At 64.2% G+C, this 22173-nt stretch carries 19 protein-coding genes and 1 tRNA gene; 6 read left to right on the top strand and 14 right to left on the bottom strand.

The features are described from left to right. Nucleotides 1–389 precede the first annotated feature (389 nt). Nucleotides 390–2690, top strand: a complete 2301-nt coding sequence (locus KYT87_RS05715; RefSeq protein ID WP_219991818.1) for an FUSC family membrane protein — start codon at nt 390–392, stop codon at nt 2688–2690. A 148-nt stretch (nt 2691–2838) separates the two neighbouring features. Here KYT87_RS05715 and yaaA read toward each other — a convergent pair whose 3' ends face one another. The 3 genes from yaaA to KYT87_RS05700 form a co-directional block, all read right to left on the bottom strand. Beyond that, complete coding sequence (yaaA, locus tag KYT87_RS05710) at nt 2839–3615, bottom strand: peroxide stress protein YaaA (RefSeq protein ID WP_046807011.1); 777 nt, start codon at nt 3613–3615, stop codon at nt 2839–2841. A 14-nt stretch (nt 3616–3629) separates the two neighbouring features. Then, nucleotides 3630–4412 (bottom strand): 3-hydroxybutyrate dehydrogenase, encoded by a 783-nt coding sequence (locus KYT87_RS05705; protein ID WP_046807010.1) that lies wholly within the window; start codon nt 4410–4412, stop codon nt 3630–3632. A 124-nt stretch (nt 4413–4536) separates the two neighbouring features. After that, nucleotides 4537–5856, bottom strand: a complete 1320-nt coding sequence (locus tag KYT87_RS05700; RefSeq protein ID WP_219991817.1) for a cation:proton antiporter — start codon at nt 5854–5856, stop codon at nt 4537–4539. Between the two features lie 315 nt (nt 5857–6171). On the opposite strand from KYT87_RS05700, the gene KYT87_RS05695 reads away from it, so the two are divergent. Beyond that, nucleotides 6172–6262 (top strand) — tRNA-Ser (locus tag KYT87_RS05695). A 105-nt stretch (nt 6263–6367) separates the two neighbouring features. Here the strand turns inward: KYT87_RS05695 and KYT87_RS05690 are convergent. From KYT87_RS05690 to KYT87_RS05675, 4 genes are all read right to left on the bottom strand, one after another. Further along, nucleotides 6368–7963 (bottom strand): methyl-accepting chemotaxis protein, encoded by a 1596-nt coding sequence (locus KYT87_RS05690; protein WP_370638750.1) that lies wholly within the window; start codon nt 7961–7963, stop codon nt 6368–6370. 373 nt (nt 7964–8336) lie between these two features. Beyond that, on the bottom strand, nt 8337–8954 hold the full coding sequence (locus tag KYT87_RS05685) for a flavin reductase family protein (protein WP_219991816.1): 618 nt from the start codon (nt 8952–8954) through the stop codon (nt 8337–8339). 3 nt (nt 8955–8957) lie between these two features. Beyond that, nucleotides 8958–9914, bottom strand: coding sequence for a carbon-nitrogen hydrolase family protein (locus tag KYT87_RS05680; protein ID WP_219991815.1), 957 nt, complete (start codon nt 9912–9914; stop codon nt 8958–8960). Nucleotides 9915–9930: 16 nt separating this feature from the next. Next, nucleotides 9931–11583 carry an MFS transporter gene (locus tag KYT87_RS05675; protein WP_219991814.1) on the bottom strand — a complete coding sequence of 551 codons (1653 nt, stop codon included), beginning with the start codon at nt 11581–11583 and terminating at the stop codon, nt 9931–9933. Between the two features lie 171 nt (nt 11584–11754). Between KYT87_RS05675 and KYT87_RS05670 the strand changes: the two genes are divergently transcribed. After that, nucleotides 11755–12621: an IclR family transcriptional regulator gene (locus tag KYT87_RS05670; protein WP_046803369.1), complete on the top strand. Its 867-nt coding sequence runs from the start codon at nt 11755–11757 to the stop codon at nt 12619–12621. 44 nt (nt 12622–12665) lie between these two features. Here KYT87_RS05670 and KYT87_RS05665 read toward each other — a convergent pair whose 3' ends face one another. Both KYT87_RS05665 and KYT87_RS05660 read right to left on the bottom strand, forming a co-directional pair. Then, nucleotides 12666–13649 (bottom strand): tripartite tricarboxylate transporter substrate binding protein, encoded by a 984-nt coding sequence (locus tag KYT87_RS05665; RefSeq protein WP_219991813.1) that lies wholly within the window; start codon nt 13647–13649, stop codon nt 12666–12668. Between the two features lie 72 nt (nt 13650–13721). After that, nucleotides 13722–14849 (bottom strand): mandelate racemase/muconate lactonizing enzyme family protein, encoded by a 1128-nt coding sequence (locus KYT87_RS05660; protein WP_219991812.1) that lies wholly within the window; start codon nt 14847–14849, stop codon nt 13722–13724. Nucleotides 14850–15012: 163 nt separating this feature from the next. On the opposite strand from KYT87_RS05660, the gene KYT87_RS05655 reads away from it, so the two are divergent. Next, nucleotides 15013–15897 carry a LysR family transcriptional regulator gene (locus KYT87_RS05655; protein WP_219991811.1) on the top strand — a complete coding sequence of 295 codons (885 nt, stop codon included), beginning with the start codon at nt 15013–15015 and terminating at the stop codon, nt 15895–15897. On the opposite strand, the gene KYT87_RS05650 is transcribed toward KYT87_RS05655, so the two are convergent. Beyond that, entirely contained in the window at nt 15894–17084 is a 1191-nt protein-coding gene (locus KYT87_RS05650; protein WP_219991810.1) for an amidohydrolase family protein, read from the bottom strand. The genes KYT87_RS05655 and KYT87_RS05650 overlap by 4 nt on opposite strands. 61 nt (nt 17085–17145) lie before the next feature. Then, complete coding sequence (locus KYT87_RS05645; RefSeq protein WP_082134365.1) at nt 17146–17343, bottom strand: hypothetical protein; 198 nt, start codon at nt 17341–17343, stop codon at nt 17146–17148. Between the two features lie 177 nt (nt 17344–17520). Here KYT87_RS05645 and KYT87_RS05640 point away from each other — a divergent pair, with 177 nt between their 5' ends. Together KYT87_RS05640 and KYT87_RS05635 are read left to right on the top strand one after the other, a co-directional pair. Further along, nucleotides 17521–18018 carry a PmgT domain-containing protein gene (locus KYT87_RS05640; RefSeq protein ID WP_046803373.1) on the top strand — a complete coding sequence of 166 codons (498 nt, stop codon included), beginning with the start codon at nt 17521–17523 and terminating at the stop codon, nt 18016–18018. Between the two features lie 272 nt (nt 18019–18290). Beyond that, nucleotides 18291–18635, top strand: a complete 345-nt coding sequence (locus tag KYT87_RS05635; RefSeq protein ID WP_104143641.1) for a virulence factor — start codon at nt 18291–18293, stop codon at nt 18633–18635. 215 nt (nt 18636–18850) lie between these two features. Here the strand turns inward: KYT87_RS05635 and KYT87_RS05630 are convergent, their stop codons facing one another. From KYT87_RS05630 to KYT87_RS05620, 3 genes are all read right to left on the bottom strand, one after another. Beyond that, nucleotides 18851–19099, bottom strand: a complete 249-nt coding sequence (locus KYT87_RS05630) for a hypothetical protein (protein WP_082134366.1) — start codon at nt 19097–19099, stop codon at nt 18851–18853. 230 nt (nt 19100–19329) lie between these two features. Further along, complete coding sequence (gene serS, locus KYT87_RS05625) at nt 19330–20676, bottom strand: serine--tRNA ligase (RefSeq protein WP_046803374.1); 1347 nt, start codon at nt 20674–20676, stop codon at nt 19330–19332. Nucleotides 20677–20721: 45 nt separating this feature from the next. Continuing rightward, nucleotides 20722–22065, bottom strand: coding sequence for a replication-associated recombination protein A (locus KYT87_RS05620; protein WP_120154126.1), 1344 nt, complete (start codon nt 22063–22065; stop codon nt 20722–20724). Nucleotides 22066–22173 lie beyond the last annotated feature (108 nt).

Below are 22173 nucleotides of genomic sequence, written 5' to 3'. Positions count from 1 at the left end.
GGAATTTACCGCGTTGCGTCAAAGGTAGCAAATCGGCGTGAAGCGACCGTTGCACGCGCGATGCAAGGCAAATTGCGAGAAAGTCCCGCAACCATCCGACCCCAGAATATATGCCGCCCACGGGGGCAGCATTGCCCCCTGGGCCGGCCACAGCGGGGAAAGGGGCCCCCACGCTTCGCGCCCTTCGTGCGCTCTCTGCCCCCCAAGGGGGCAGCTTTCCCCTTGGGGCGGCCCAGCGGAAAAAGGGGCCCCCACGCTTCGCGCCCTTCGTGCGCTCTCTGCCCCCCAAGGGGGGCAGCTTTCCCCTTGGGGCGGCCCGGCGGGGAAAGGCCCTAACTCGCGGGCGCATCTATATACTTGCCGCATCGCGAGAATTAGGCCCCGCCCCCATGGATTTGCGCATCGCCAGCATCCGCCGCTTCCTTTACAGCCACTACTTCTTCGGGGGGGTGCGCCAGGGGGTTGGCATGCTGTTGCCCGTGCTGGTGCTGGGTGGGCTGTTCGGCAACTACACCACCGGGCTGGTCGCCACGTTTGGCGCGCAGTGCCTGGCCATCATCGACCAGCCGGGCGGGCCGCAGCGCCATCGCACCAACGAAATGCTGGGCGGCGCGGCGCTGGGTACGCTTACCGTCATCATTACCGGCCTGGCCTCCAGCAACCCCGTCCTGATCTGGTTGGTGGTGATTGCGCAGTGCTTTGTCTATTCGATGTTCACGGTGTTCGGCAAGCGCGGCGGGCTGATCGGCTTTGCCGGCCTGTTGCTGATGACCTTGACCATGCATTCGCCGCTGGAGCCGCACCAAGTGCTGGCGCATGCCGCCGCGACGCTGGGCGGCGCGTTGTTCTACGTGGTCTTCAGCCTGGGCTTTTCGCGCCTGTTCTGGCTGCGCGAAGAACAGCAGGCCATGTCGGTGGCGCTGTTCGCCACCGCCGACTACGTGGCCGCTCGCGCCGCTTTCTACGACGAAACGGCCGACCTGGACGAGGCCTACCGCGCACTGATCCAGCGCCAGTCCATCATGACGGAAAAGCACCAGGCCGCGCGCGACATGGTGCTGCGCGCGCTGCCACGCGGCAAGGGCGTGGGTGACCGCCAGCGCGTGATGATCTGGAACATGTTCGTGGACATGCTGCAATTGCTGGACACGCTGGTTGCCACGCATACCGACTACGCGTCGCTGCGCCGCACGCTGGCCGGCAACGACTGCCTGATGTTCATGCGTGACGCGCTGGTCAAGATGTCGCTGGAATTGAATCGCATCGCGCTGGACGTGTCGCGCGGCCGCCCGGTGCAATACCGCAGCAGCGCCAAGGCCGAGCTGCGCGCCATCGAATACGAAATCGAACAGCTGAAACAGCAAGGCTTGGGCGAACGCGAACCCGAGATGCTGGCGCTGATCATCCAGGTGCTGCGCCGCCTGCGCAATTCGGCCCGCATCGTGGACCGCCTGGCCGACCACACGGCGGCATCGCCCGACGCCAAGCCCACCGACGTCTTGCGCATCAACAAGTCGTTGACGCGATTCATCTCGCGGCAGGAATTCCGCTTTGGGCTCCTGACCAGCAACTTGCGGCTGGATTCCCCCCATTTTCGCTACGCGCTGCGCGTGACGGCCGCCGCCGCCATTGCCATGACGCTGGCCAGCCGCTGGTTGTCGCCGGAGTTTTCCGCGCACAACTACTGGATCATGCTGACCATCGTCATCATCATGAAGCCCGGCTTCGCGCTGACGCGGCAACGCAACGGCTGGCGCCTGGGCGGCACCCTGATCGGCTGCATCTGCGCCCTGCTGCTGTTCAACCTGACCGACAGCCCCGAGATCCTGTTCGCCGTGCTGCTGGGCGCCTGCATCATGGGCAACAGCCTGGTGCAGCTGAACTACATGGCCAGCGCCATATTCAACACGCTCTTCGTGGTGCTGGTGTTCCACTTCGTGTCGCCGGGCACGGTGTCGATGTCGGTGATTGGCGAACGCGCCATCGACACGCTGCTGGGTTGCGCGCTGGCGCTGATATGCAGCTACATCCTGCCGTGGTGGGAAGCGCGCTACCTGAAGCCGCTGGCCGCCGCCGCCACGCGCGCCAACCGCGAGTACCTGGTTGCGGGCCTGCGCTACGTGGAAGCCATGCAGGCGCATGGCGCGCCGTCAAACGCGACCACAGCTACCGCCACGAATGCCGCCACGACTGCCGGCACAACCCCTGCATCCCCCGCCGCCAGCCCCACTGCCACATCCGCCGCCGACACGCCCGCCGTCATCGACGCCGACCTGGCCTGGCGGCTGGCGCGCAAGAACGTGCACATTGCGTTCAGCAACTTCGCCGAAGCGTTCTATCGAATGATGAGCGAGCCAAAGTCGCACCAGCAAAGCGTGCCGGAATTGAATAACCTGCTGATCCAGAACCACGTGCTGGCATCACAGATCACGGCGGCGATTCCCATCCTGGCCGCGCTGCCCAAAACGCCCGAGGCGGTGCAGCTTGCCATGAACGGCATGGTCGACCTGCTGGACGAAAAGCGCCCGCAGATCGCCACCACCCTGCCCACGCAGTTCGACACATCCGGAGAGCAGGCGGCGTTGGCCTATCCGCTGAAACAGATGCTGAAGGCCTCGCACATGATTCGCCAGGAGTTGCAGGCGCTGGCTGACCCGACGCACGCACCGCCGCTGGCGGCGGCGGCCTGAAGCCGAAGGTATCGGTAACCCGCAAGACGGGCAAAGCGCGCGAAGACGTGGAACAGTACTCACGTCAACCGCGCGCTTACCGCGTCGACTGATGACGGCGTCGACGGACCACGCCGTCCACGCATCACCGCATCACAGCATCACAGCATCAATCCGCCAGCTTGCGGCGAAACACCAGCTTGTCGTCCGTCGATGCCGAGGCGTCGTAGGCGTAGCCTTCCAGGTCAAAGCCCTGCAAGCCTTCGGGCTTGGTCACCTTGTGCTGGATCGCGTAGCGCGCCATCAACCCACGCGCCCGCTTGGCGTGAAAGCTGATGATCTTCCAGGCACCGTTCTTCCAGTCCTGGAACACGCACTGCACCACGCGCGCCTTCAGCGTCTTCAAGTCAACTGACTTGAAATATTCCTCGGACGCCAGGTTCACGATGACCGGCGCCTTCTTGCCTTCCAGGCGCTCGTTCAAATAGTCCGCAATGGTCGAACCCCAGTACTCGTACAGGTTCTTGCCCTTGGGCGTTTCCAGCCGCGTGCCCATTTCCAGGCGATACGGTTGCATCAGATCCAGCGGCCGCAACACGCCGTACAGGCCGCTGAGGATGGCCACGTGCTCTTGCGCCCAGTCCAGCTGCTTGGCCGACAGGCTGGAGGCGTCCAGCCCTTCGTACACATCGCCGTTAAAGGCCAGCACGGCCTGGCGCGAGTTGGTCTGGGTGAAGCTGCGCTTCCAGTGTGCATAGCGCTGCGCGTTCAGTTCCGACAGCGCCGGGCTCAGGCTCATCAGGCCGGCGATGTCTTCGGCGGACTTGGTCTTAAGCACTTTGATCAGGCCGGCGGCCTGATCCACGAACAGCGGCTGGGTGTGCGTCTCGATATGCAAAGGCGAGTCGTAGTCCAGCTTCTTGGCGGGGGAAAGCAAAAACAACATTCGTAGTTCCTTTATCAGCGCGCCGTCCAGCCACCATCGACCGAAACGGACGTGCCCGTAATTTGCGCCGCGGCGTCCGAGGCCAGGAACACGGCGGTGCCGCCCAATTGCTCGGGCGTCACGAATTGCAGCGACGGCTGCTTTTCGCCCAACAGTTCGCGCGCGGCGGCTTCCTGGTCGACGCCATTCTTTTGCGCCAGCGCGGTGATCTGCTTTTCCACCAGGGCGGTGCGCACCCAGCCCGGGCAGATGGAATTGGCGGTGATGCCCTGCCCGGCCGTTTCCAGCGCCGTGACTTTGGTGAAGCCCACCACGCCATGCTTGGCCGCCACATAGGCCGACTTGTTGGCCGACCCGACCAGGCCATGCGCCGACGCGATATTGATGATGCGGCCAAAGCCCTGCTTCTTCATGTGGGGCAGCGCGGCGGCGGTGCCGTGGAACACGGCGGACAGGTTCAGCGCCAGGATGGCGTCCCACTTTTCAGCGGGAAAATCCTCGATCAGCGCGGTGTGCTGGATGCCGGCGTTGTTGACCAGAATGTCGATGCGGCCCAGCTGGCGCACCGTGTTCTCGACCAAGCCGCGCACCGCGTCGCCCTTGGACAGGTCGGCGCCGTCGTAGACGACCTTCACGCCATGCTTGTCGGCCAGGCCGGCGCGCACTTTTTCAATCTCGGCGGCCTCGCCAAACCCATTCAGGACGATATCGGCGCCTTGCTGCGCGAAGGCCGTGGCGATACCCAGGCCGATGCCGCTGGTGGAACCGGTGACTAGGGCGACTTTTCCTTTAAGCATGCGCATTCTCCTGGGGTCTGGCGGGGGTGACGGTGGGGTGACCGTGGGGTCGAAAAGCAGAGCGGAGACAAGTGTAGCCGCCCAACAAGACGGCAATCATGCCATGACCCCACGCCGTGCGGGGTCAAGCGCGAGGGGGGCTGTCGGCGGGGGTTGCCGAGGGGGTTGCCGAGGGGGTTGTCGAGGGGCTTGCGGGCGTGTTTGCCGCGGCGCTTGCCGAGACGCTTGTCGACGTGTCAGCTGAAGAACCGGACAACGGCTCCGACTCCGGCGAAGGCGCCGTCTGCGCAGCGCCGGGCAGATCCGCCATGCCGCCCCGGTTCTCCGGCACGCGCTCCAGCAGCTTGATCAGCACCGGCACCACGCCCATCGAAATCGCAACCACGACGGACAGCACATCGCGCTGTTCAAGATTCACCAGGTGGTTGTCCCAGGCTTCGTTGAAGATGGCGAAGCTGAACTCGCCGCCTTGGGCCAGCACCATCGCGAACAGCAGCCGGTGGTAGCGCGGCAAGCCCAGAAATCGCGCGAACCCATACAGGACCAGCGCCTTGACGACCAGCAAAGCCGCCACGCCGCCAAGAATGAACGACCAGTGGTCGGCCACCACCTTCAGGTTGACGGACATGCCGATGGCCAGGAAGAACAGGCCCAGCAGCAGCCCCTTGAAGGGTTCGATGGCGCTTTCAAGGTCGTTCCGATAGCGCGATTCCGCCATCAACACGCCCACCAGGAAACCGCCCAGACCGGCTGACAGGCCGGCGTAGTCGAACAACTGCGCGGCGCCCACCACCATCAACAGCGCGGCCGCCGTGAACAGTTCTTGCAGCTGCGCCTTGGCGGCCCAGCCCAGCAGGCGCAGCCGATAGGCCAACGTCACCACCGCCACGGCCACCAGCGCTTCCTTGAAAGACGGGGCCGACGTGCCGTCGGAGCCCAGCAGCCCCGCCGCCACCAACATCGGAATGGCTGCCATGTCCTGAAACAGCAGCACCCCCAGGGCCGATCGCCCCAGCGGCGTGCGGGTCAACGTGCGCTCATCCAGCAGCCGCAGCGCCACCGCCGTCGACGACAACGCCAGCGACAAGCCGCACAGCACGGCAGCCTGCCATCCCATACCGGCCAGATGCCGCAGCGCCGCGCCAAACACCAGGCCCAGCAGCAGGCCGCAAACCAGCATCTGCAAGGTGCCCAGCAAAAAGACCTCGCTGCGCATGGCCCACAAGCGCTTGGGCGACAGTTCCAGTCCGATGATGAACAGCATCATCACCACGCCCCATTGCGACACGTTGATCATGGTGTCGACGTTGGTCACCAGCTTCAGGCAGGACGGCCCGATCAGCACGCCCGCGATCAGGTAGCCCGGTATGGCGCCCAGCCCCAGCCGCTGGGTGATCGGCACGCACAACACGGCGGCAAGCAGAAGGATAAGGATCAGGTCCATGGAACAGGATGCCGGCTGGGGATGATGGGGGAAGGCCGAAGGCGCGCAGCGCGAATGGAAGGATTCTGGGCAAAGATCGCGACCACCGGAAGCGTGCGATGCCTCCCTTCAAAGATTTTTTCGCACCCCCTTTACACACAAGAAAAAATTCCTGTAGAATTGCGGGCTTCGCTGCTCCAACAACGAAGATCCTTCCGACCAGGGATCTTTCAGTGAAGCCTCTTTTAAGAACTTGAAGTCTGGGGTCTTAAAGGTCTAAGCCTTAAAGGTCTTAGCCTTAAAGCAAGAGGCACCACCGTTTTGGAACCCAGCCACGGAGAGGTGGCAGAGTGGTCGAATGTACCTGACTCGAAATCAGGCGTACGGTATCCCCGTACCGTGGGTTCGAATCCCACCCTCTCCGCCAGTATTCAAGAACGAAGCCCCTGAGAAATCAGGGGCTTTTTTCTTTGTGCGGCGGGCAGACGGCTGAAGAGTCAGGTGACCCCGCCGTGCCGTGCCCTACCCCGCCCTACCCTGCGCGGGCCAATGCGTGGCCGATCGCGACGCGCGGCGAGGCATGCGCTACCGCGACAACCCCCGGCAACTTGAACGCACTGACTGCCCGGGTCAGCTCCGCTGCCTGGTCCTGCATCGACCCGGCGGCCGCGGCGGCTTCTTCTACCAGTGCTGCGTTTTGCTGCGTGACTTCGTCCATTTGCGATACCGCGCGGTTCACCTGTTCGATGCCGTCGGCCTGTTCGGCGGAGGCCGCCGCGATTTCGCCCATGATGTCGGTCACGCGCTGCACCGAGCTGACGATTTCCTGCATGGTAGTGCCGGCGCGTTCGGCGCTGATCGAGCCTTGGCTGATCTTTTGGACGGTGTCTTCGATCAGCGTCTTGATCTCCTTGGCTGCTTGCGCGCTGCGTTGCGCAAGCGTGCGAACTTCCGCTGCGACCACCGCGAAGCCCTTGCCCTGCTCGCCCGCGCGCGCGGCTTCCACTGCCGCGTTCAGCGCCAGGATGTTCGTCTGGAACGCGATGCCGTCGATGACGGACACGATGTCGGCGATCTTGACCGAGCTGGACGAAATGGCGTTCATCGTGCTGACGACCTCGGACACCGTCGCGCCACCGCGCGAGGCCGTGTCGGAGGCGGCCGCAGCCAGTTGGTTGGCCTGGCGGGCGCTGTCGGCGTTCTGCTTCACGGTGGAAGACAGTTGCTCCATCGAGGCCGCCGTTTCCTCCAGCGATGCCGCCTGCTGTTCGGTGCGGGACGACAGGTCGGTGTTGCCCGCCGCGATTTCGCCCGACGCGGACGCCATGCTGTCCACGCCGGTGCGGATGCTGGCAACCGTGCCGGCCAGGTTGGCGTTCATGGATTCCAGCGCCTGCATCAGCTGGCCGATCTCGTCGCGCGAACGCACGGTGATCGTGCTGGTCAGGTCATTGGCGGCAACGGTGCGCGCCACGCGCACGGCGTCGGCCAGTGGGCGAGTGATGCCGCGCGTCAGCAACACGGCCAGTACCAGGCCCGTAACCAGCGCAATCGAGCCGATCACGATCATCCACAAGTTGGCGGCGCCGTAGGCGCTTTGGATGTCGGCCGCACTGGCATCGATCTCGGCGCGTTGCAGGTCCGACAGCTTGTTGATCTGGTCGATGAACTGGCGCGTGGCCGGCAGGAATTCCTGCGTGAAGACGCGGTTGGCCGCCTCGACGTCGCCGTCCTGCTTGGCTTTGAAGATGGCGTCGCGCGTGCGCAGGTAGTCGCCGCGAGACTTGCGGATGCCTTCCCACAGGCGTTTTTCCTCGTCGGTCTCGATCAGCGGTTCGATCTTTTGTTGCAGCGCCGACGAATTACGGGTGGACGCGGCCGCCTCTTCCGTGAAGAAACCGGCCAGGCTGGCGTCGGCGCTTTTGGCGATGGCGGTGGTGCGCGTCACGCCGGTCTGGATATTGCGGCCCCAGTCGCTGATCAGGCGTTCCTTGATGAGCGAGCGCTGCGTCACGGTTTCGACCGATTCGTTGATGTTGGCCAGACTGACCAACCCCACGATGCACATGACGATAATCATCGCCAGCAAGACGGAAAAGCCACCCGCAAGACGGGTTCCAAGCTTCATGTTTTTCATACTGCCTCCAGCATCCACCCAGGCGCGTGAATGCGGGTTTTGGCAGCTGCATGGCGCCGGACTATGCCGCCGCCGTCGCAAGCCAGACGCCCGCAAGCCCCTGGATGATCCGCCCCCAAAAATATTGGTGTTCGTTGTGTCAGGTAAATGCCGCCGGAGAAGTCGGATTCGAGGATTCTCTTGACGGTCCGGGAAATGCTAGCAGCCCGGATTTGGGCGGCATCGGGCGAAATGGAGAACTTTTTGCCACAAGCTCGCGCGTTTGCGTAACCGCCCGCCCGCCGCCGAGGGCGAAAAAAAAGCGGCCGATGCACGATGCGCGGCCGCTGAAAAATGATGCGGCCGTAATGGCCGCCTTGTTGCGTCAATCCGTCACGGTGGGCCGCGCCAGCTGGAACAGGTCCGTGCTGCGGGCGTACCAGCCGCTGCCGTGCATGCGCGCCACCAGCCCCATCTCGGTCGTGTTCACATAGCCGCGCTCGGCGTCCTGCACAAAGGCGTCGTCCACATGCGCGCCCAGCACGCGGCCGATGACAACGACCTGGTGCGGGCCGGTCACGATCGAGGCCTGGCTGACGCATTCCAGCGACACCGGGCTGCCCTGAATAAGCGGTGGACGAACATGCGCGGCGGGCAGCGCGGTCAGCCCGGCCTTGGCCAGTTCGTCCACGCCAGGAGGGTAGTCGGCGCAGGTCTGGTTCATCTGCTGCATCAGCGCTTCGGGCACCAGGTTCACCACGAACTCGCCGTTTTCGATGATGTTGGCGCTGGTGTCCTTCAAGTCGCCGTTGGCGCGGCGCATCAGGCCGATGGCGACGGTGGGCGGCTGGTGCCCCATGACGTTGAAGAAGCTGAACGGCGCGGCGTTGACGCACCCGTCGGCCGATATCGTGGTGACCCACGCGATCGGCCGGGGGGTGACGGTCGAGGTCAGCAGCTTATAGACCGTCTGCGAAGGCAGCGCGCTGAAATCAAAATGCATGGCTTAGGGCTCCTGGCCGCCCGCGCCAAGCGCTGAGACGGCCCGCTTTTCTCGGGTGTCGACCTGCAACTGGAACACGTCGGGGCGAGCGTAATGGCCGGCCACATCGAAGTCGTACTTGCCGCGCAGGATCTGGTTGGGGTTGATGTCGGCGTACAGGATGGTCTCGTCCGCGAAATCCGGCCCCGCCAGCACTTCACCAAGGGGGTCGATGATAGCGCTGCCGCCGCGCATCAACACGGTGTCGGGCGCATCGCCCAGCGCGCATTCGAAGTCTTCCGGGTAGGCTTGGCGGCGCAAGTGCTGGCACGCCGTCAACACGTAGCAGCGGCCTTCCAGCGCGATGTGGCGCATGCTGGGAATCCAGCTGTCGCGGTCATCGGCCGTGGGCGCGCAATACAGCGCCACGCCCTGGCTGTACATGTACATGCGCAGCATGGGCATGTAGTTTTCCCAGCAGATCACAGCGCCGATCTTGCCGTAAGGCGTGTCGAAAACAGGCATGGTCGAGCCATCGCCAAAGCCCCAGATCAGCCGTTCTCCGGCCGTGGGCATCAGCTTGCGATGCTTGCCGACCAGGCCCTTGGCGCCGTTGAAATACAGCACGGTGCAATACAGCGTGCCGCCGTCCGCTTCGATGCAGCCCATCACCACGAAGCTGTCCGTGTCGGCCGCGGCCTGCGCCACGATGGCCACTTCCTCGCCATCCAGCGCGATGGCCTGCCGGTGGTAGCTGGCGAACGCGTCGCGGCCTTTGGGCTTGCGCATGCCGATGGGCGCGCCAAAGGAATTGCCCTTGGGATAGCCGCCCAGAAAGGCTTCGGGAAACACCAGCACCCGCGCGCCCTGCTCGGCCGCCTGCCGGATCAGCGAAGCCGCCTTGTTGGCGCAGGCAACGCTGTCGGTGGGGATGGACGCGGCCTGGATCACGGCGGCCTTGAAACTCGCTTGCACGGACATGTTTCTCCTCGCTTTTTTAGTGGATGGGGTCTTCGTCGATGGCTTGGGCGCGGGTGTTCGGCAGGAACAGGCTGCCGATAACGCCCACTACCACCATCACGACAACCGGGTACATCAACCCGCCAAAGATATTGCCGCTGGCCTGGGCCAGATAGGTGGCGGTAAAGGGCACGATGCCGCCGAAGATGCCGGCGCCGATGTGATACGGAAAGGATAGCGCGGTGTAGCGGATGCGGGCCGGGAACAATTCCACCAGGTACGACGCGACCGGACCGTACACCATGGCGACCACGGCGGTCATCAGCACCAGGATCAGGATGATGGTGGCGCGGTCCACGCGCGCGGGGTCGGCGCGATCGGGGTAGCCCGCCGTGCTCAGGGCGCGGGCGTAGGCGGCGCGGTCAAAGCCGTTGACGGTGGTGCCGCCTACGCTCATCGCGATTTCCTGCCCCGGCAGCGGCGCGGCGTATTCGAAGTTGATGCCCTTGCCGACCAGGAATTTCTTGGCCTGCACGCACACCTTCTTGTGATCGGCGTGGCTGCCGATCATGGCGGCCTGCAAGCCGAAGTCGCACGCGCCGCCGCTGGTGTCGGCGTGCACGCGGACCGGCGTGCTTTGCATGGCTTGCGCCAGCGCCGGGTTGCCGGCCTTGAGCAGCACGTCGAACATCGAGTGATAACCCAGGGCGGCGATGAACAGCCCCGCCATCATGATCCACTTGCGGCCGATGCGGTCGGACAGCCAGCCGAACAGCACAAAGGTCGGCGCGCCGATGATGAAGCCGATCAGGATCAGGGTGTAGACGCTGGTCTGGTCCAGCTGCACCGCCTGTTGCAGGAAGATCATCACGTAGAACTGGCCCGTGAAATACGTGGCGCCCTGGCCGGCGGTAACGCCGATCAGCGCCAGGATCACCAGGCGCAAGCTGGACCACTGGCCAAACGTTTCCTTGATGGGGTTTTTCGACAGGCGGTTCTGCTGCTTCATCCGCGTGAACACGGGCGATTCGTGCAGCTTGGCGCGCACGTAGATCGAAATGGCCAGCATCACGATCGACAGGATGAACGGCAGGCGCCATCCCCACTGCCGGAAATCATCGGCGCTCATGGATGCCTGGGTGCACAGGATGACGATCAGCGACAGGATCAGGCCGGCCGACGAGGTGATCTGGATCCAGCCCGTCAGCAGACCGCGCCGCTTGGGTTCGCAGTGCTCGGCCACGTAGATCACCGCGCCGCCGTACTCGCCGCCGACCGCCAGGCCCTGCACCACGCGCAGCGTCAGCAACAGAATCCAGGACAGGTGGCCCGCCGATTCATAGGTGGGCAGGCAGCCGATTAGCACGGTAGCCCCGCCCATCATCACAACCGTGATCAGGAAGGTGTACTTGCGGCCCCACTTGTCGCCCAGGTACCCGAACATCACCGCGCCCAGCGGCCGGATGATGAAGCCGACCGCCAGCGCGCCCAAGGCGGCCAGCAGCGCAACGGTGGGATTGTCCTGCGGGAACAGCACCTGGCTCATGAAAACCGCCAGCGTCCCGTAGATGAAAAAGTCATACCACTCGAACAACGTGCCCAAGGTCGAGGCCACCACCACCTGGCGTTCCTCTTTGCGACTTAGCGTCGGCGCCGCAGCCGCGCGCCCCATTGCCACATTAGCTTCCATGCTTGCTTTCCCCTGTGTTTTTAGATTGATACTGCTGTACGCATTAACTATTATCAAACTTAAAACCCGGGCGGACAAAGCTGGGGGAAACCCGGAACGGGCCGCGGGGACCCGTCGAAAGCGGCCGGACGCCGCTGCTACACTGCCGCCAAACACACAGTGGAGGCAGTGATGGCAAGGCCCGCCGGCAAGGTAGACAAGGACACGGAAAAGACGCCGACCGCGGCGCGCAGGGGCATCCAGTCCATTGAAGTGGGCTTTCGCATCCTGGACCTGATCCGCAAGACGGGCCGGCCCTTGCCTCTGAAGGACATCGCGGACGCCTGTGAGCTGACCGTGCCGAACGTGCACTACTACCTGGTCAGTTTTCAGAAGGTGGGCGTGGTGCAGCAGCATGCGGACACGGGGCACTACGGCCTGGGGCCCTACGCGCTGCGCCTGGGGCTGGCCGCGCTGGAACAGTTCGACGTCTTCACCACGGCGCGGCCGATCATGGCCGAAGTGGCCGCCGTCACCGGGCACACCGTGTTTTTGGGCGTGTGGGGCAACAAGGGGCCGACCATCGTCTACCGCGTGGAAGGCAGCCGCAGCCGGCCCTTGCTGGAATTGCGCGTGGGCACCGTGATGCCGCTGCTGTCATCCGCGCTGGGCCGCAATTTTCTGGCCCATCTGCCCGATGCCTTGACGCGCGACCTGCTGGAGCGGGAACTGGCATCGTCCGTGCCGGAAAGCCACGGCGGGGCGCCGGGCAATTCCTACACGCTGAAAGACGTGCAAGCCATACGCGACGAAGTGCAAAAGCACCACATCAGCCGCTGCCGCCATGCGCTGCTGCCGCACTTTACGTCGCTGTCCGCGCCCATCTTCGACATGCTGGGCGAAATGACGGCCGCCATCACGCTGATGGGGCCGGTGGGCGCCATCGACGACGACCTGGATTCCGGCACCGCGCGGCTGCTGCGCGAAAAAGCGCGGTCGATATCGGCGATGGCGGGATGGGAAGGGTCAGAGCCGGTCGGGGCAACGCGCGCCGGTTGACGCGCGACGCCGGCTCAGGTGCATGCCGGGGCGCGCCGGCAGGGTCAGCTTTCCACCACGATCTTCGCGTCTTTGATCGTCTTGGCGTACTTGCGCTGTTCCTGCGCCATGAAATCGGCAAAGCGCTGCACGCTGCCGCCACCGTCTTCCGCGCCGACCTGCGCCAGCTTTTCCTGCACGTCCGCCATCGCCAGCACCTGGTCGATGTCTCGATTCATGCGCCGGACCATGGCGTCCGGCATCTTGCTCGGCCCCACCATGCCGAACCAGATGCTGGCCTCGAAACCGGGGTAGCCCTGTTCGGCCACCGTCGGCACATCCGGCTGGCTCTTGGAACGCTGTTGCAGCGTCTGCGCCAGCGCGATCACCTTGCCCGATTGCAGCAGCGGCGTGGCGGTGGTCATACCTTCGAAGCAGTACTGCACATGGCCGCCCAGCAGATCGTTCATCAGCGGCGCCGATCCCTTGTAGGGCACGTGCAGCACGTCGATGCCAGCACGCGCCTTGAAGATCTCCAGCGCCAGGTGTTGGGCCGAGCCGGCGCCGGCGGACCCGAACACAATCTTGCCCGGCTGCGCGCGGCACAGCTTGACCAGGTCAGGCAAGGTCTTGCCGGGTTGCGAGGCGCCGCCGATCAGGATGGTGGGCGTTTTGCCGACCAGCGCGATGGGCGTGAAATCGCGGTCCACCGAATAGGCAAGCTTGGGATGCAGGCCGGGCGCGATACCGTGGCTGTTCACATGCGCCATCAACAAGGTGTTGCCGTCATTGGGCTGGCGCGCGACCTGTTCGGCGGCGATGACGCCGGCCGCGCCCGCCCGGTTCTCGACGATGACGGGTATGTTCCACATCACACCCAGCTTTTGCCCCAACAGGCGCGCCAGCACATCGGTGCCCCCGCCCGCCGGAAAACCCACCACGATTTTCACCGGGCCGGACGGCATGTCCTGCTGCGCTCGCGCCGTCACGGGCAGCACGAGCGCCGCCCCCAGCGCCGCGGCGCCGGTCATGAATTGCCTGCGTTGCATTCTTGTCTCCTTGCGCCGGTCCCGAAGGCCGGCAGCTTTTATTGGAAAAGCGCCGCCTGCTTGTGATGGCGCCTAGCGACTGACGCGGACCCACTTGCCAAATTTTTCCACCATGCGCTCGTCAAACCCGAAACCCAGGCCCGGTTCCTGATGCAGCACCACGCGACCTTGCTTGTGGGTTAACTGCCGATCGACCAGTTTGCGGAAATTCAGCACCTGATCGTCCCAGAAGAACTCCACGTAGCGCGCGTTAGGCGTGGCCGCCACCAGCGGCGCGTGCACGTCGTGGAACCAATGCGGGCACACCACGACGCCGTAGCTGGCGGCGGTGGCGGCAATGCGCTTCCATTCGGTGATGCCGCCGCAGACGGCCGCATCGGTTTGCAGGATGCCGGCCGCGCCCTTGTCCAGCAGTTCCTTGTGGTACCAGCGGCCATAGCCGATTTCCGCCGTGGCGATGGGCAGATGCGTCAGCCGCGCCAGCTTGGCATGGCTGTCGATATCGTCGGGGCCAAAGGGTTCTTCGATGAAATACGGTTCGTACTGCTCGAAGCGGCGGATGTACTGCATGGCCTGCGTCACGTCCTGCCAGGCGTTATTGCAATCCATCATCAGTTCGACGTCCGGGCCAACCGCCTCGCGCGCCGCCTTCAGGCGCGCCTCTTCTTCGCGCGGCGACAGGCGGCCCGTTTTCATCTTGACGGCGCGAAAGCCCTTGTCCGCATAGCTGGCCATTTCTTCGCCCAGATGCTGCGGCGTCTTGCCGTCCAGGTAATAGCCGCCGCTGGCGTAGGCCGGCACCGTCTCCAGTTCAACGGCGCCCAGGAATTTGTGCAGCGGCAACCCGGCCGTCTTGGCGTTCAAGTCCCACAGCGCGATGTCCAGTGCACTCAACGCGCGCATCACCGTGCCCTGGCGGCCTTGCAGCAGCGCCTCTTGGTACATGGCCTGCCACAGGCCTTCAACGGCATGCGAATCGCGGCCCAGCAGCACGGGCGCCAACAGGCTTTGCACGGCCGCTTCGAAGATGGCGCCGCCGGCGCTGCCCACATAGCAAAAGCCGATGCCCTCGACGCCGTCGGCGGAACGAACCTTGACCAGGCCGTAGTGGCGGGTGGATACGCTGCGGTTTGAAAACGACGTGACTTTGTCCAGCGGCACGGCGGCGGCGCAAACGTCGATGGATTCAATAATGGGCACGGCAAGCTCCTTGATGGCGGGTTTCCAACATGCCGCGCCGTGGCCTGATGCGCGCGGGCGGCTGGGGTTGAACGTATTCTTGCCGCCGTCAAAGAAAACAACAATTATCTTCATCCATCTTTAGAATACGGAAAAACCATCTTTCAAAAGGGGCGCAATCGCCGTGGACTCGCGCTTTCTACAAACCTATGTGCATGTGGTGGAACTAGGCTCCATCGCGCAGGCCGCGCGCCATCAAGGCCTGACGCCGGCCACCGTGCAGCAGCGCTTGCGCGCGCTGGAAGGGGATGTTGGCAGCGCGCTGATTGCCCGCTCGGGCCGCACCGTCAAGCCCACGCCCGCCGGCCTGCGCATTCTTGAGCGCGCCCGCCATATCCTGCGCGACGTGCGCGACCTGCGTTCGGCGGCCAGCGACACCGAGCTGCCCGCCGGCCCCTTGCGGCTGGGCGCCACGCCCACCGCGCTAACCGGCATCATGCCGCCCGTGCTGCGGACCTGGGTGGCGCGCCACCCGCATATCGAGATCTACATAGAGCCCGCGCCCACCACGCTGCTTTACAGCAAGGTACTGTCCGGCGAACTCGATGGCGCGCTGCTGGTGCACCCGCTGTTCTCCCTGCCCAAGACCTGCGAATGGCGCGACCTGCGGCACGAACCGCTGGTGCTGGTGACGCCCGCCGGCATGAAGGTGCGCGACCCGCTTGCGGTGATCGCGCGCGAACCGTACATCTGCTATGACCGCAGCGTGGTGGGCGGCAAGATGGCCGACGATTACCTGCGCGCGCGCAATTTGCGGCCGCATGTACGGTTCGAACTGGATGGTATCGACTCCATCGCCAAGCTGGTGGCCGAGGGCCTGGGCGTGGCGGTGCTGCCTGATTGGGCGGTGATGGGCGAGCCCGTGGCGCGGGTCAAGCGCTGGCCCCTGCCCGCGCCCTGCCCCATGCGCACGGTGGGTGCGATCTGGCAGCGCGCCGGCGTGCGGTCGGAGTTGATGCGGGCCTTCGCGGCGTTGACTGAAACGCAGCTGGGCCTGACGCGCGGCTAGGCGATGGCGTCCTGGCCGTTACGCGCCACGATGACGCCGCCGGATATGACGAGGCGGCGCGGCTTGCGCGTGACGACCGCTTCGGCCACGCAGCTGGCGTCGACCAGCACCAGGTCGGCGCGCGCGCCCGGCGTCAGGCCATAGCCCTCGAAACCACAGGCGCGGGCGGCGGCGCCGCTGACGCAATCAAACGCCCAGTCCACTTCGTCGTCGCGCCGCAGGTCGTTGCGCAGGCCGATCATCATGGCGCGCGCCAACATGTCGGGGCTGCCGTAGGGCGTCCAGGTGTCGCGAATGCCATCGTTGCCGCCGAAGATCGTGACGCCCGCCTCACGGCAAGCGCGCACGGGCGGCACGGGCCGCGATGGCGGCGCGGTGGTCAGCAGCGCAACGTCCAGCGTGGCCAGTCGTTTCAGCAAGCCGTCCAGTCGCTTGGCGTCCACGCCCCCCAGGCAAAACGCATGGCTGATCACCACCTTGCCCTGCATGCCCAGCGCCTGCACGCGGTCCAGGATCAGGTCCAACGTAAAAGCGCCCAACTCGCCGGGCTCGTGCAAATGGATGTCTACCGGCTTGCCATGCTTGTTGGCCAGGCCGAACAGCACATCCAGGGATTGGGCGGGGTCGCGGTCAATGGCGGACGGGTCCAGCCCACCCAGCACATCGGCCCCCTGCGCCAGCGCCTGATCCAGCAGTTGCGCGGTGCCGGGGCGTACCAGCAGGCCCGACTGCGGAAATGCCACGGTCTGGATTTCAATGCGGCCCGCGAGTTCGTCGCGGGTGGCATGCACGCCGTCCAGATGGCGCAGGCCCGCGTCGGTGTCGACATCGACATGGCTGCGGATGCGGGTGGTGCCTTCACGCAAAAACGCCAGCGCCAGCGCGCGCGCATGGCTGGCGGCATCATGACCCGAACTGGCGCGCCAGGCGCGTTCGTTATCGATACGGTCGGTCAGCAGCGGGCCAACTTCGTTGACGTACCAGGGGGAATCCCAGGTCGTCTTGTCCAGATGGGTATGCCCTTCTATCAGGCCCGGCAACAACAACGCGCCGCCGCCCTCCTCGACCAGCACGTCGGCCGGCGAGTGCACGGCGGTACCGATCTGAAGGATGCGCCCGTTGCGCACTTGCACGTCGACGGTTTCGGCCGCCGACACGCGGACGTTCTTCAACAAGAGGTCGGTCATGGATGTTCCCGGACAAACGAAAGCGGCCGGCCCGAGGGGCCGGCCGTATCAGCCTGAATGCTCAGACTTGCGGCGGTTCGATCCAGAAAAAGCGTTCGCCTTGGCGGACCATGTCGGCAACGCCTTCGGCGCCGATGCGATAGTCCGAACCCATGAGCGATGCGCCACCGTCTTCATGAATGTGGATAACGGCCAGCGGGTCATTGGCCATGGTGTACCAGTAGTACCCGGGCTTGAGATTATGCAGGTCAGTAGTCATTGCTCGAGTATACAAACAACGCCACAAGACAAAAAGACAACACTAATACAAAGCTTGCCTGACAGCGCGAACACGACACGTCATACTGCGTGATCCTGATCTGAATAAGCTGGTGCATGTGTCACGCTGCGGCACTTGGAATCCGCGGACGTTGGTAGATAGGAGAACAGCGAGCGCATGAAAAGGCAGTCACTTCAATTCAGCGAGCCGCACAAGCAAGCCGTTCTGGCGGGCACGAAAGTGCAGAGCCGACGCATCCTGAAACCGCAGCCCACCAAGCTCACAACGGCTTGGTACGCGGACGCGGCCGACGCCGGGCGCTGGGTTGCAATGGGCCCTGATCGCGATAACCCCACCGAATTACGCCGCACTTCCAGCTGGGTCAGATGCCCCTTTGGGAAATCCGGTGAAAGCATCGTCCTGAGCGACGAAGCGGGCAACCCGTTTGCGCACGCATTGGTAGTAGGCGTGCGCATTCAACGGCTGCAAACCCTGACCGAAGCCGACGCCCGGGCCGAAGGCACCGAAGCGATTTACCAAGCGTCGGCGTTATTGCCCGGCGTTCCTCTTCAAACAGCGTTTGCATTGATGTGGTGTGAGCGCTATGGCTCGCATGCCTGGGCCGCCAACCCCTGGGTCTGGGTCGTGGAATACCGGCGCACCCAAACGCTGTAGCGATGTCGCCACGCCGCCCCCGGCGGATGGTGACCGGGTGTAACGACCCCCGGTGACTTCATCGCATTCCACTTCATTTCAATCGATTTCAGATCTGGGCCTACCAGAGCAGAAGCACTAGTCCCGCATCGCAGCACGATCCGAGCCTTGTGACGGGGGACGGTTGCGGATTGTCGCTATTGCGCTTGGGGCGCTTACGAATACGCGGCCGAAAAGCCCGAAAATAGGGGCGTCAAATAACTTTGCTGTGTCGTGCAGCAGGCAGGTGCAACATGAAAAAGTGGCTTATTGCTGGTGTGGGTGCCGCAGGTCTGCTGATCTCCAGCGTGGCCTTGGCCCGAGTGGACGTGGGTATTTCCATCGGCGTGCCGGGTGTGGTGTATCCCGCGCCGGTATACGTTGCCCCCGCTCCCGTTTACGTGGCCCCGCCGCCCCCGGTTTACTACCGTCCGCCTCCCGTCTACGTGGCGCCCCCGGTGGTTTACCCCGCCCCGGTTTATTACCGCGGCGGCCCCCACTGGCGCGGCGGTCCGCCCCCGCGCTACTACGGTCCGGGCCCTGGCTATTATCGTGACGGGCACGGCCATGGCAAGGGCCATGGAGATTGGCGCCGATAAATACGAAGGCCACTCAAATGAGTGGCCTTTTTTCCGTGGGGACAATGTCCGGTGTCCCGGTGGATGCCTATTAAGCCGCGGGGGCTCGTAGCGGTTTTTCCGCCACCAAGGCGGATTTTTGCGATACCGGCGCGGGCTTTCCATCCACCCAACGCGGCGATTCCTGTACAAGATCAATCCATCTGCGCGGCGCACTGGACGCGCGCCACCAACCATTATGCGGACGCATGGGCAAACTCCGGCTCACCGTTAAAACGCACACCATTGATTTCTTGGAACAACTGACGGCTTTCCTGCTCTGCTTCGTGCAAATCCGAAAACGGCGCCTGTCCGGGTACCGTCCAGCATTTTTCCGGCGCGGTTCCGCCGACTCGGCGGGTCCATATCTGCACTCGGTAGCCCTGCTCGTCTTCGCGAGCGACAGAGCATCTCACACGAAAATCTCCAATCATTCTTGAAGTCATGGACAACTCCTTGTTATATAAGTGAATGAAGCGTGAAGAACGCGGGTGTATTGTGCCGCAACTATCCGGCCCTTATATTAGAAATACACAATTGCTCACATCAAATTCATGCACTCACACTGTGATGATAATGAGTAAAAAAGACAGCAATGTGTCGCTATGATAAAAAAAAACGGAGCCGCCAGGCTCCGTTTTCTTATCCGCCAAATGGCCGATAGACGTAATGCGCATCAGGGTTTCAGTACCGTCAAACCGCCCATATAAGCTTGCAGCGGTTCCGGAATTAATACGCTGCCGTCGGCTTGTTGATGGTTTTCCAGCACGGCCACCAGCGCGCGGCCCACGGCAAGGCCCGATCCATTAAGCGTGTGCACGAATTCCGGTTTGCCCTGTGCATTGCGGAAACGAGCCTGCATGCGGCGAGCCTGGAACGTTTCGCAATTGGACACCGACGAAATCTCGCGCCAGGTATTTTGCGCGGGCAACCACACTTCCAGGTCATAGGTTTTGGCCGAACCAAAACCCATATCGCCCGTGCACAGCAGCATGACGCGATACGGCAGGCCCAGCAATTGCAGCACGCGTTCGGCGTGGCCAACCATGTCTTCCAGCGCTTCGTACGATTGATCCGGCTGCGTGATCTGCACCATTTCAACCTTGTCGAACTGATGCTGGCGGATCATGCCGCGCGTGTCGCGGCCGCCGCTGCCGGCTTCCGAACGGAAGCAAGGCGTGTGCGCCGTCAGCTTCAAAGGCAGGTCGGCGGCGGCCTGGATGGTGTCGCGCGCGACGCTGGTCAGCGTGATTTCCGACGTGGAGATCAGGTATTGGTCTTCACGCACATAGGGGTTGCCGGCGGCATCGACCTTGGGGTCGTCATCGCCACCGCCCTTGGACACGGCGAACATGTCGTCCTTGAACTTGGGCAGCTGGCCCGTGCCGTACAAGGTGGAGGCGTTGACGATGTAAGGCGTATAGCACTCGGTGTAGCCGTGCGTGCCCGTTTGCAGGTCCAGCATGAACTGGGACAGCGCGCGGTGCAGGCGCGCAATGGGGCCGCGCATGAACGAGAAGCGCGCGCCCGACAGCTTGGCGGCCATGTCGAAATCCAGGCCCAGCGGCTCGCCAATGGCGACGTGGTCGCGCGCTTCGAACGCCAGGGCGGGCGGGTTGCCGTCCGCACCGGCGGCGCCGGGCAGCCAACGGCGCACTTCGACGTTGTCGTCGGCGGATTCGCCCAGCGGCACGCTGGCGTGCGGCAGGTTGGGCACCGACATCAGCAGGTCGTTCAGCGGGGCCTGCAAGGCCGCCAGCTCTTCTTCCAGCTGCTTCAGGCGAACGGGCACGGCCTGCGATTCGGCCATGACGGCGCTGGCGTCTTCGCCCTTGGCCTTCAACTGACCGATCTGCTTGGCCAGCGCGTTGCGGCGGGCTTGCAGGGACTCGGTTTCGGTCTGGACGGCCTTGCGGCGGGACTCCAGGTCGTTGAACCGTTCCGTGTCGAAGGACACGCCACGGCTCTTGAGGCGGTCGACGACGGTTTGCAGGTCTTTGCGCAGCAGTATCGGGTCTAGCATGTTGATGTCGGTTGAGGTTGGGTGAAGGCGGCGGGCCGGGGCCCGTTACCGGTTCTTGGCGCGTTCCTGCGCGTCCAGCTCGCGCAGAAATGCCAACTTTTGCTGGATTTTAGCCTCCAGGCCGCGATCGGTCGGCCGGTAGAAGGAAGGCTTGAGTCCGTCAGGGAAATATTGTTCGCCCGCGGCGTAGCCGTGTGGCTCGTCGTGGGCATAGCGATAGGCCTTGCCATGGCCCAGTTGCTTCATCAGCTTGGTCGGCGCGTTGCGCAGGTGGATCGGCACCGGCGCGCTGCCGTGTTCCGCCGCGAATTGGCGCGCCTGGTTGTAGGCGTTGTAGACGGCGTTGGATTTGGCCGCGCAGGCCATGTAGACCACGGCTTGCGCCAGCGCCAGCTCGCCCTCGGGCGAGCCCAGGCGTTCGTAGATGTCGGCGCCGTTCACGGCCAGGTCGGTGGCGCGCGGGTCGGCCAGGCCGATGTCCTCGACCGCCATGCGAACCAGGCGCCGCGACAGGTATTTGGGATCGGCGCCGCCGTCGATCATGCGGCAGAACCAATACAGCGCGGCATCGGGATTTGAGCCGCGCACCGACTTGTGCAAGGCGCTGATCTGGTCGTAGAACGCGTCGCCACCCTTGTCGAAACGGCGCAGGTTTTGCGACAGGGATATTTCCAGCCAGGCGGCGTCCACCGTGTCGCGACCTGCCGACTGCGCCGATTCCGCCACCACTTCCACCGCGCTGATCAGCCGTCGCGCATCGCCGTCGGCCCAGGCGGCCAGTTGCTCGCGCGCGTCGGGTTCGATGCGGATGGCGGCGTCGCCGTCGTCCAGCCCTTCGTTCAGCGCGTGCACGGCGCGGTCGACCAGCTGCTGCAATTCCTCGGGCGACAGCGATTGCAGCACGTACACCCGGGCACGGGACAACAGCGCCGAATTGACTTCGAACGAGGGGTTTTCGGTTGTAGCGCCGATGAAGGTGAACAGCCCGCTTTCCACATAGGGCAAGAAGGCGTCCTGCTGGGCCTTGTTGAAGCGGTGCACCTCGTCAACAAAGAGGATGGTGCGGCGGCCCTGGCCTTGCGCCACTTGCGCCACCGTGACCGCTTCGCGAATGTCCTTGACGCCGCCCAGCACCGCCGAAATGGCGATGAATTGCGCGTCGAAACCGTCGGCCATCAGGCGCGCCAGCGTGGTCTTACCCACGCCGGGCGGCCCCCAGAAAATCATGGAATGCGGGCGACCGGATTCAAAGGCCACGCGCAGGGGCTTGTCGGGCCCCAGCAGGTGCGACTGCCCGACCACGTCGGACAACGTGCGCGGGCGCAGGCGCTCGGCCAGGGGCACATAGGGCCGATGCGCAGGATCGGCCGCGAAGAGATCGTTGCTCATTGGCAGCAGATGGGGGAAGACGGCAAGAAGATCAAGTCAGCATTACACCATGACCGCCGCGCCCTTTCCGGGCGCCCCCGGAGCGCACGCCGGACCACACATTGGACC

The sequence above is a fragment of the Achromobacter sp. ES-001 genome, assembly GCF_019448355.1.
Lineage (GTDB): Bacteria > Pseudomonadota > Gammaproteobacteria > Burkholderiales > Burkholderiaceae_B > Achromobacter > Achromobacter spanius_B.
This window is presented reverse-complemented; position numbering and strand designations above follow the sequence as displayed.

Coding starts and splice junctions, on each gene's coding strand:
- KYT87_RS05715 (WP_219991818.1), top strand. CDS start 390: ATGGATTTGCGCATCGCCAGCATCCGCCGCTTCCTTTACAGCCACTAC.
- yaaA (WP_046807011.1), bottom strand. CDS start 3,615: ATGTTGTTTTTGCTTTCCCCCGCCAAGAAGCTGGACTACGACTCGCCT.
- KYT87_RS05705 (WP_046807010.1), bottom strand. CDS start 4,412: ATGCTTAAAGGAAAAGTCGCCCTAGTCACCGGTTCCACCAGCGGCATC.
- KYT87_RS05700 (WP_219991817.1), bottom strand. CDS start 5,856: ATGGACCTGATCCTTATCCTTCTGCTTGCCGCCGTGTTGTGCGTGCCG.
- KYT87_RS05690 (WP_370638750.1), bottom strand. CDS start 7,963: ATGAAGCTTGGAACCCGTCTTGCGGGTGGCTTTTCCGTCTTGCTGGCG.
- KYT87_RS05685 (WP_219991816.1), bottom strand. CDS start 8,954: ATGCATTTTGATTTCAGCGCGCTGCCTTCGCAGACGGTCTATAAGCTG.
- KYT87_RS05680 (WP_219991815.1), bottom strand. CDS start 9,914: ATGTCCGTGCAAGCGAGTTTCAAGGCCGCCGTGATCCAGGCCGCGTCC.
- KYT87_RS05675 (WP_219991814.1), bottom strand. CDS start 11,583: ATGGAAGCTAATGTGGCAATGGGGCGCGCGGCTGCGGCGCCGACGCTA.
- KYT87_RS05670 (WP_046803369.1), top strand. CDS start 11,755: ATGGCAAGGCCCGCCGGCAAGGTAGACAAGGACACGGAAAAGACGCCG.
- KYT87_RS05665 (WP_219991813.1), bottom strand. CDS start 13,649: ATGCAACGCAGGCAATTCATGACCGGCGCCGCGGCGCTGGGGGCGGCG.
- KYT87_RS05650 (WP_219991810.1), bottom strand. CDS start 17,084: ATGACCGACCTCTTGTTGAAGAACGTCCGCGTGTCGGCGGCCGAAACC.
- KYT87_RS05645 (WP_082134365.1), bottom strand. CDS start 17,343: ATGACTACTGACCTGCATAATCTCAAGCCCGGGTACTACTGGTACACC.
- KYT87_RS05640 (WP_046803373.1), top strand. CDS start 17,521: ATGAAAAGGCAGTCACTTCAATTCAGCGAGCCGCACAAGCAAGCCGTT.
- KYT87_RS05635 (WP_104143641.1), top strand. CDS start 18,291: ATGAAAAAGTGGCTTATTGCTGGTGTGGGTGCCGCAGGTCTGCTGATC.
- KYT87_RS05630 (WP_082134366.1), bottom strand. CDS start 19,099: ATGACTTCAAGAATGATTGGAGATTTTCGTGTGAGATGCTCTGTCGCT.
- serS (WP_046803374.1), bottom strand. CDS start 20,676: ATGCTAGACCCGATACTGCTGCGCAAAGACCTGCAAACCGTCGTCGAC.
- KYT87_RS05620 (WP_120154126.1), bottom strand. CDS start 22,065: ATGAGCAACGATCTCTTCGCGGCCGATCCTGCGCATCGGCCCTATGTG.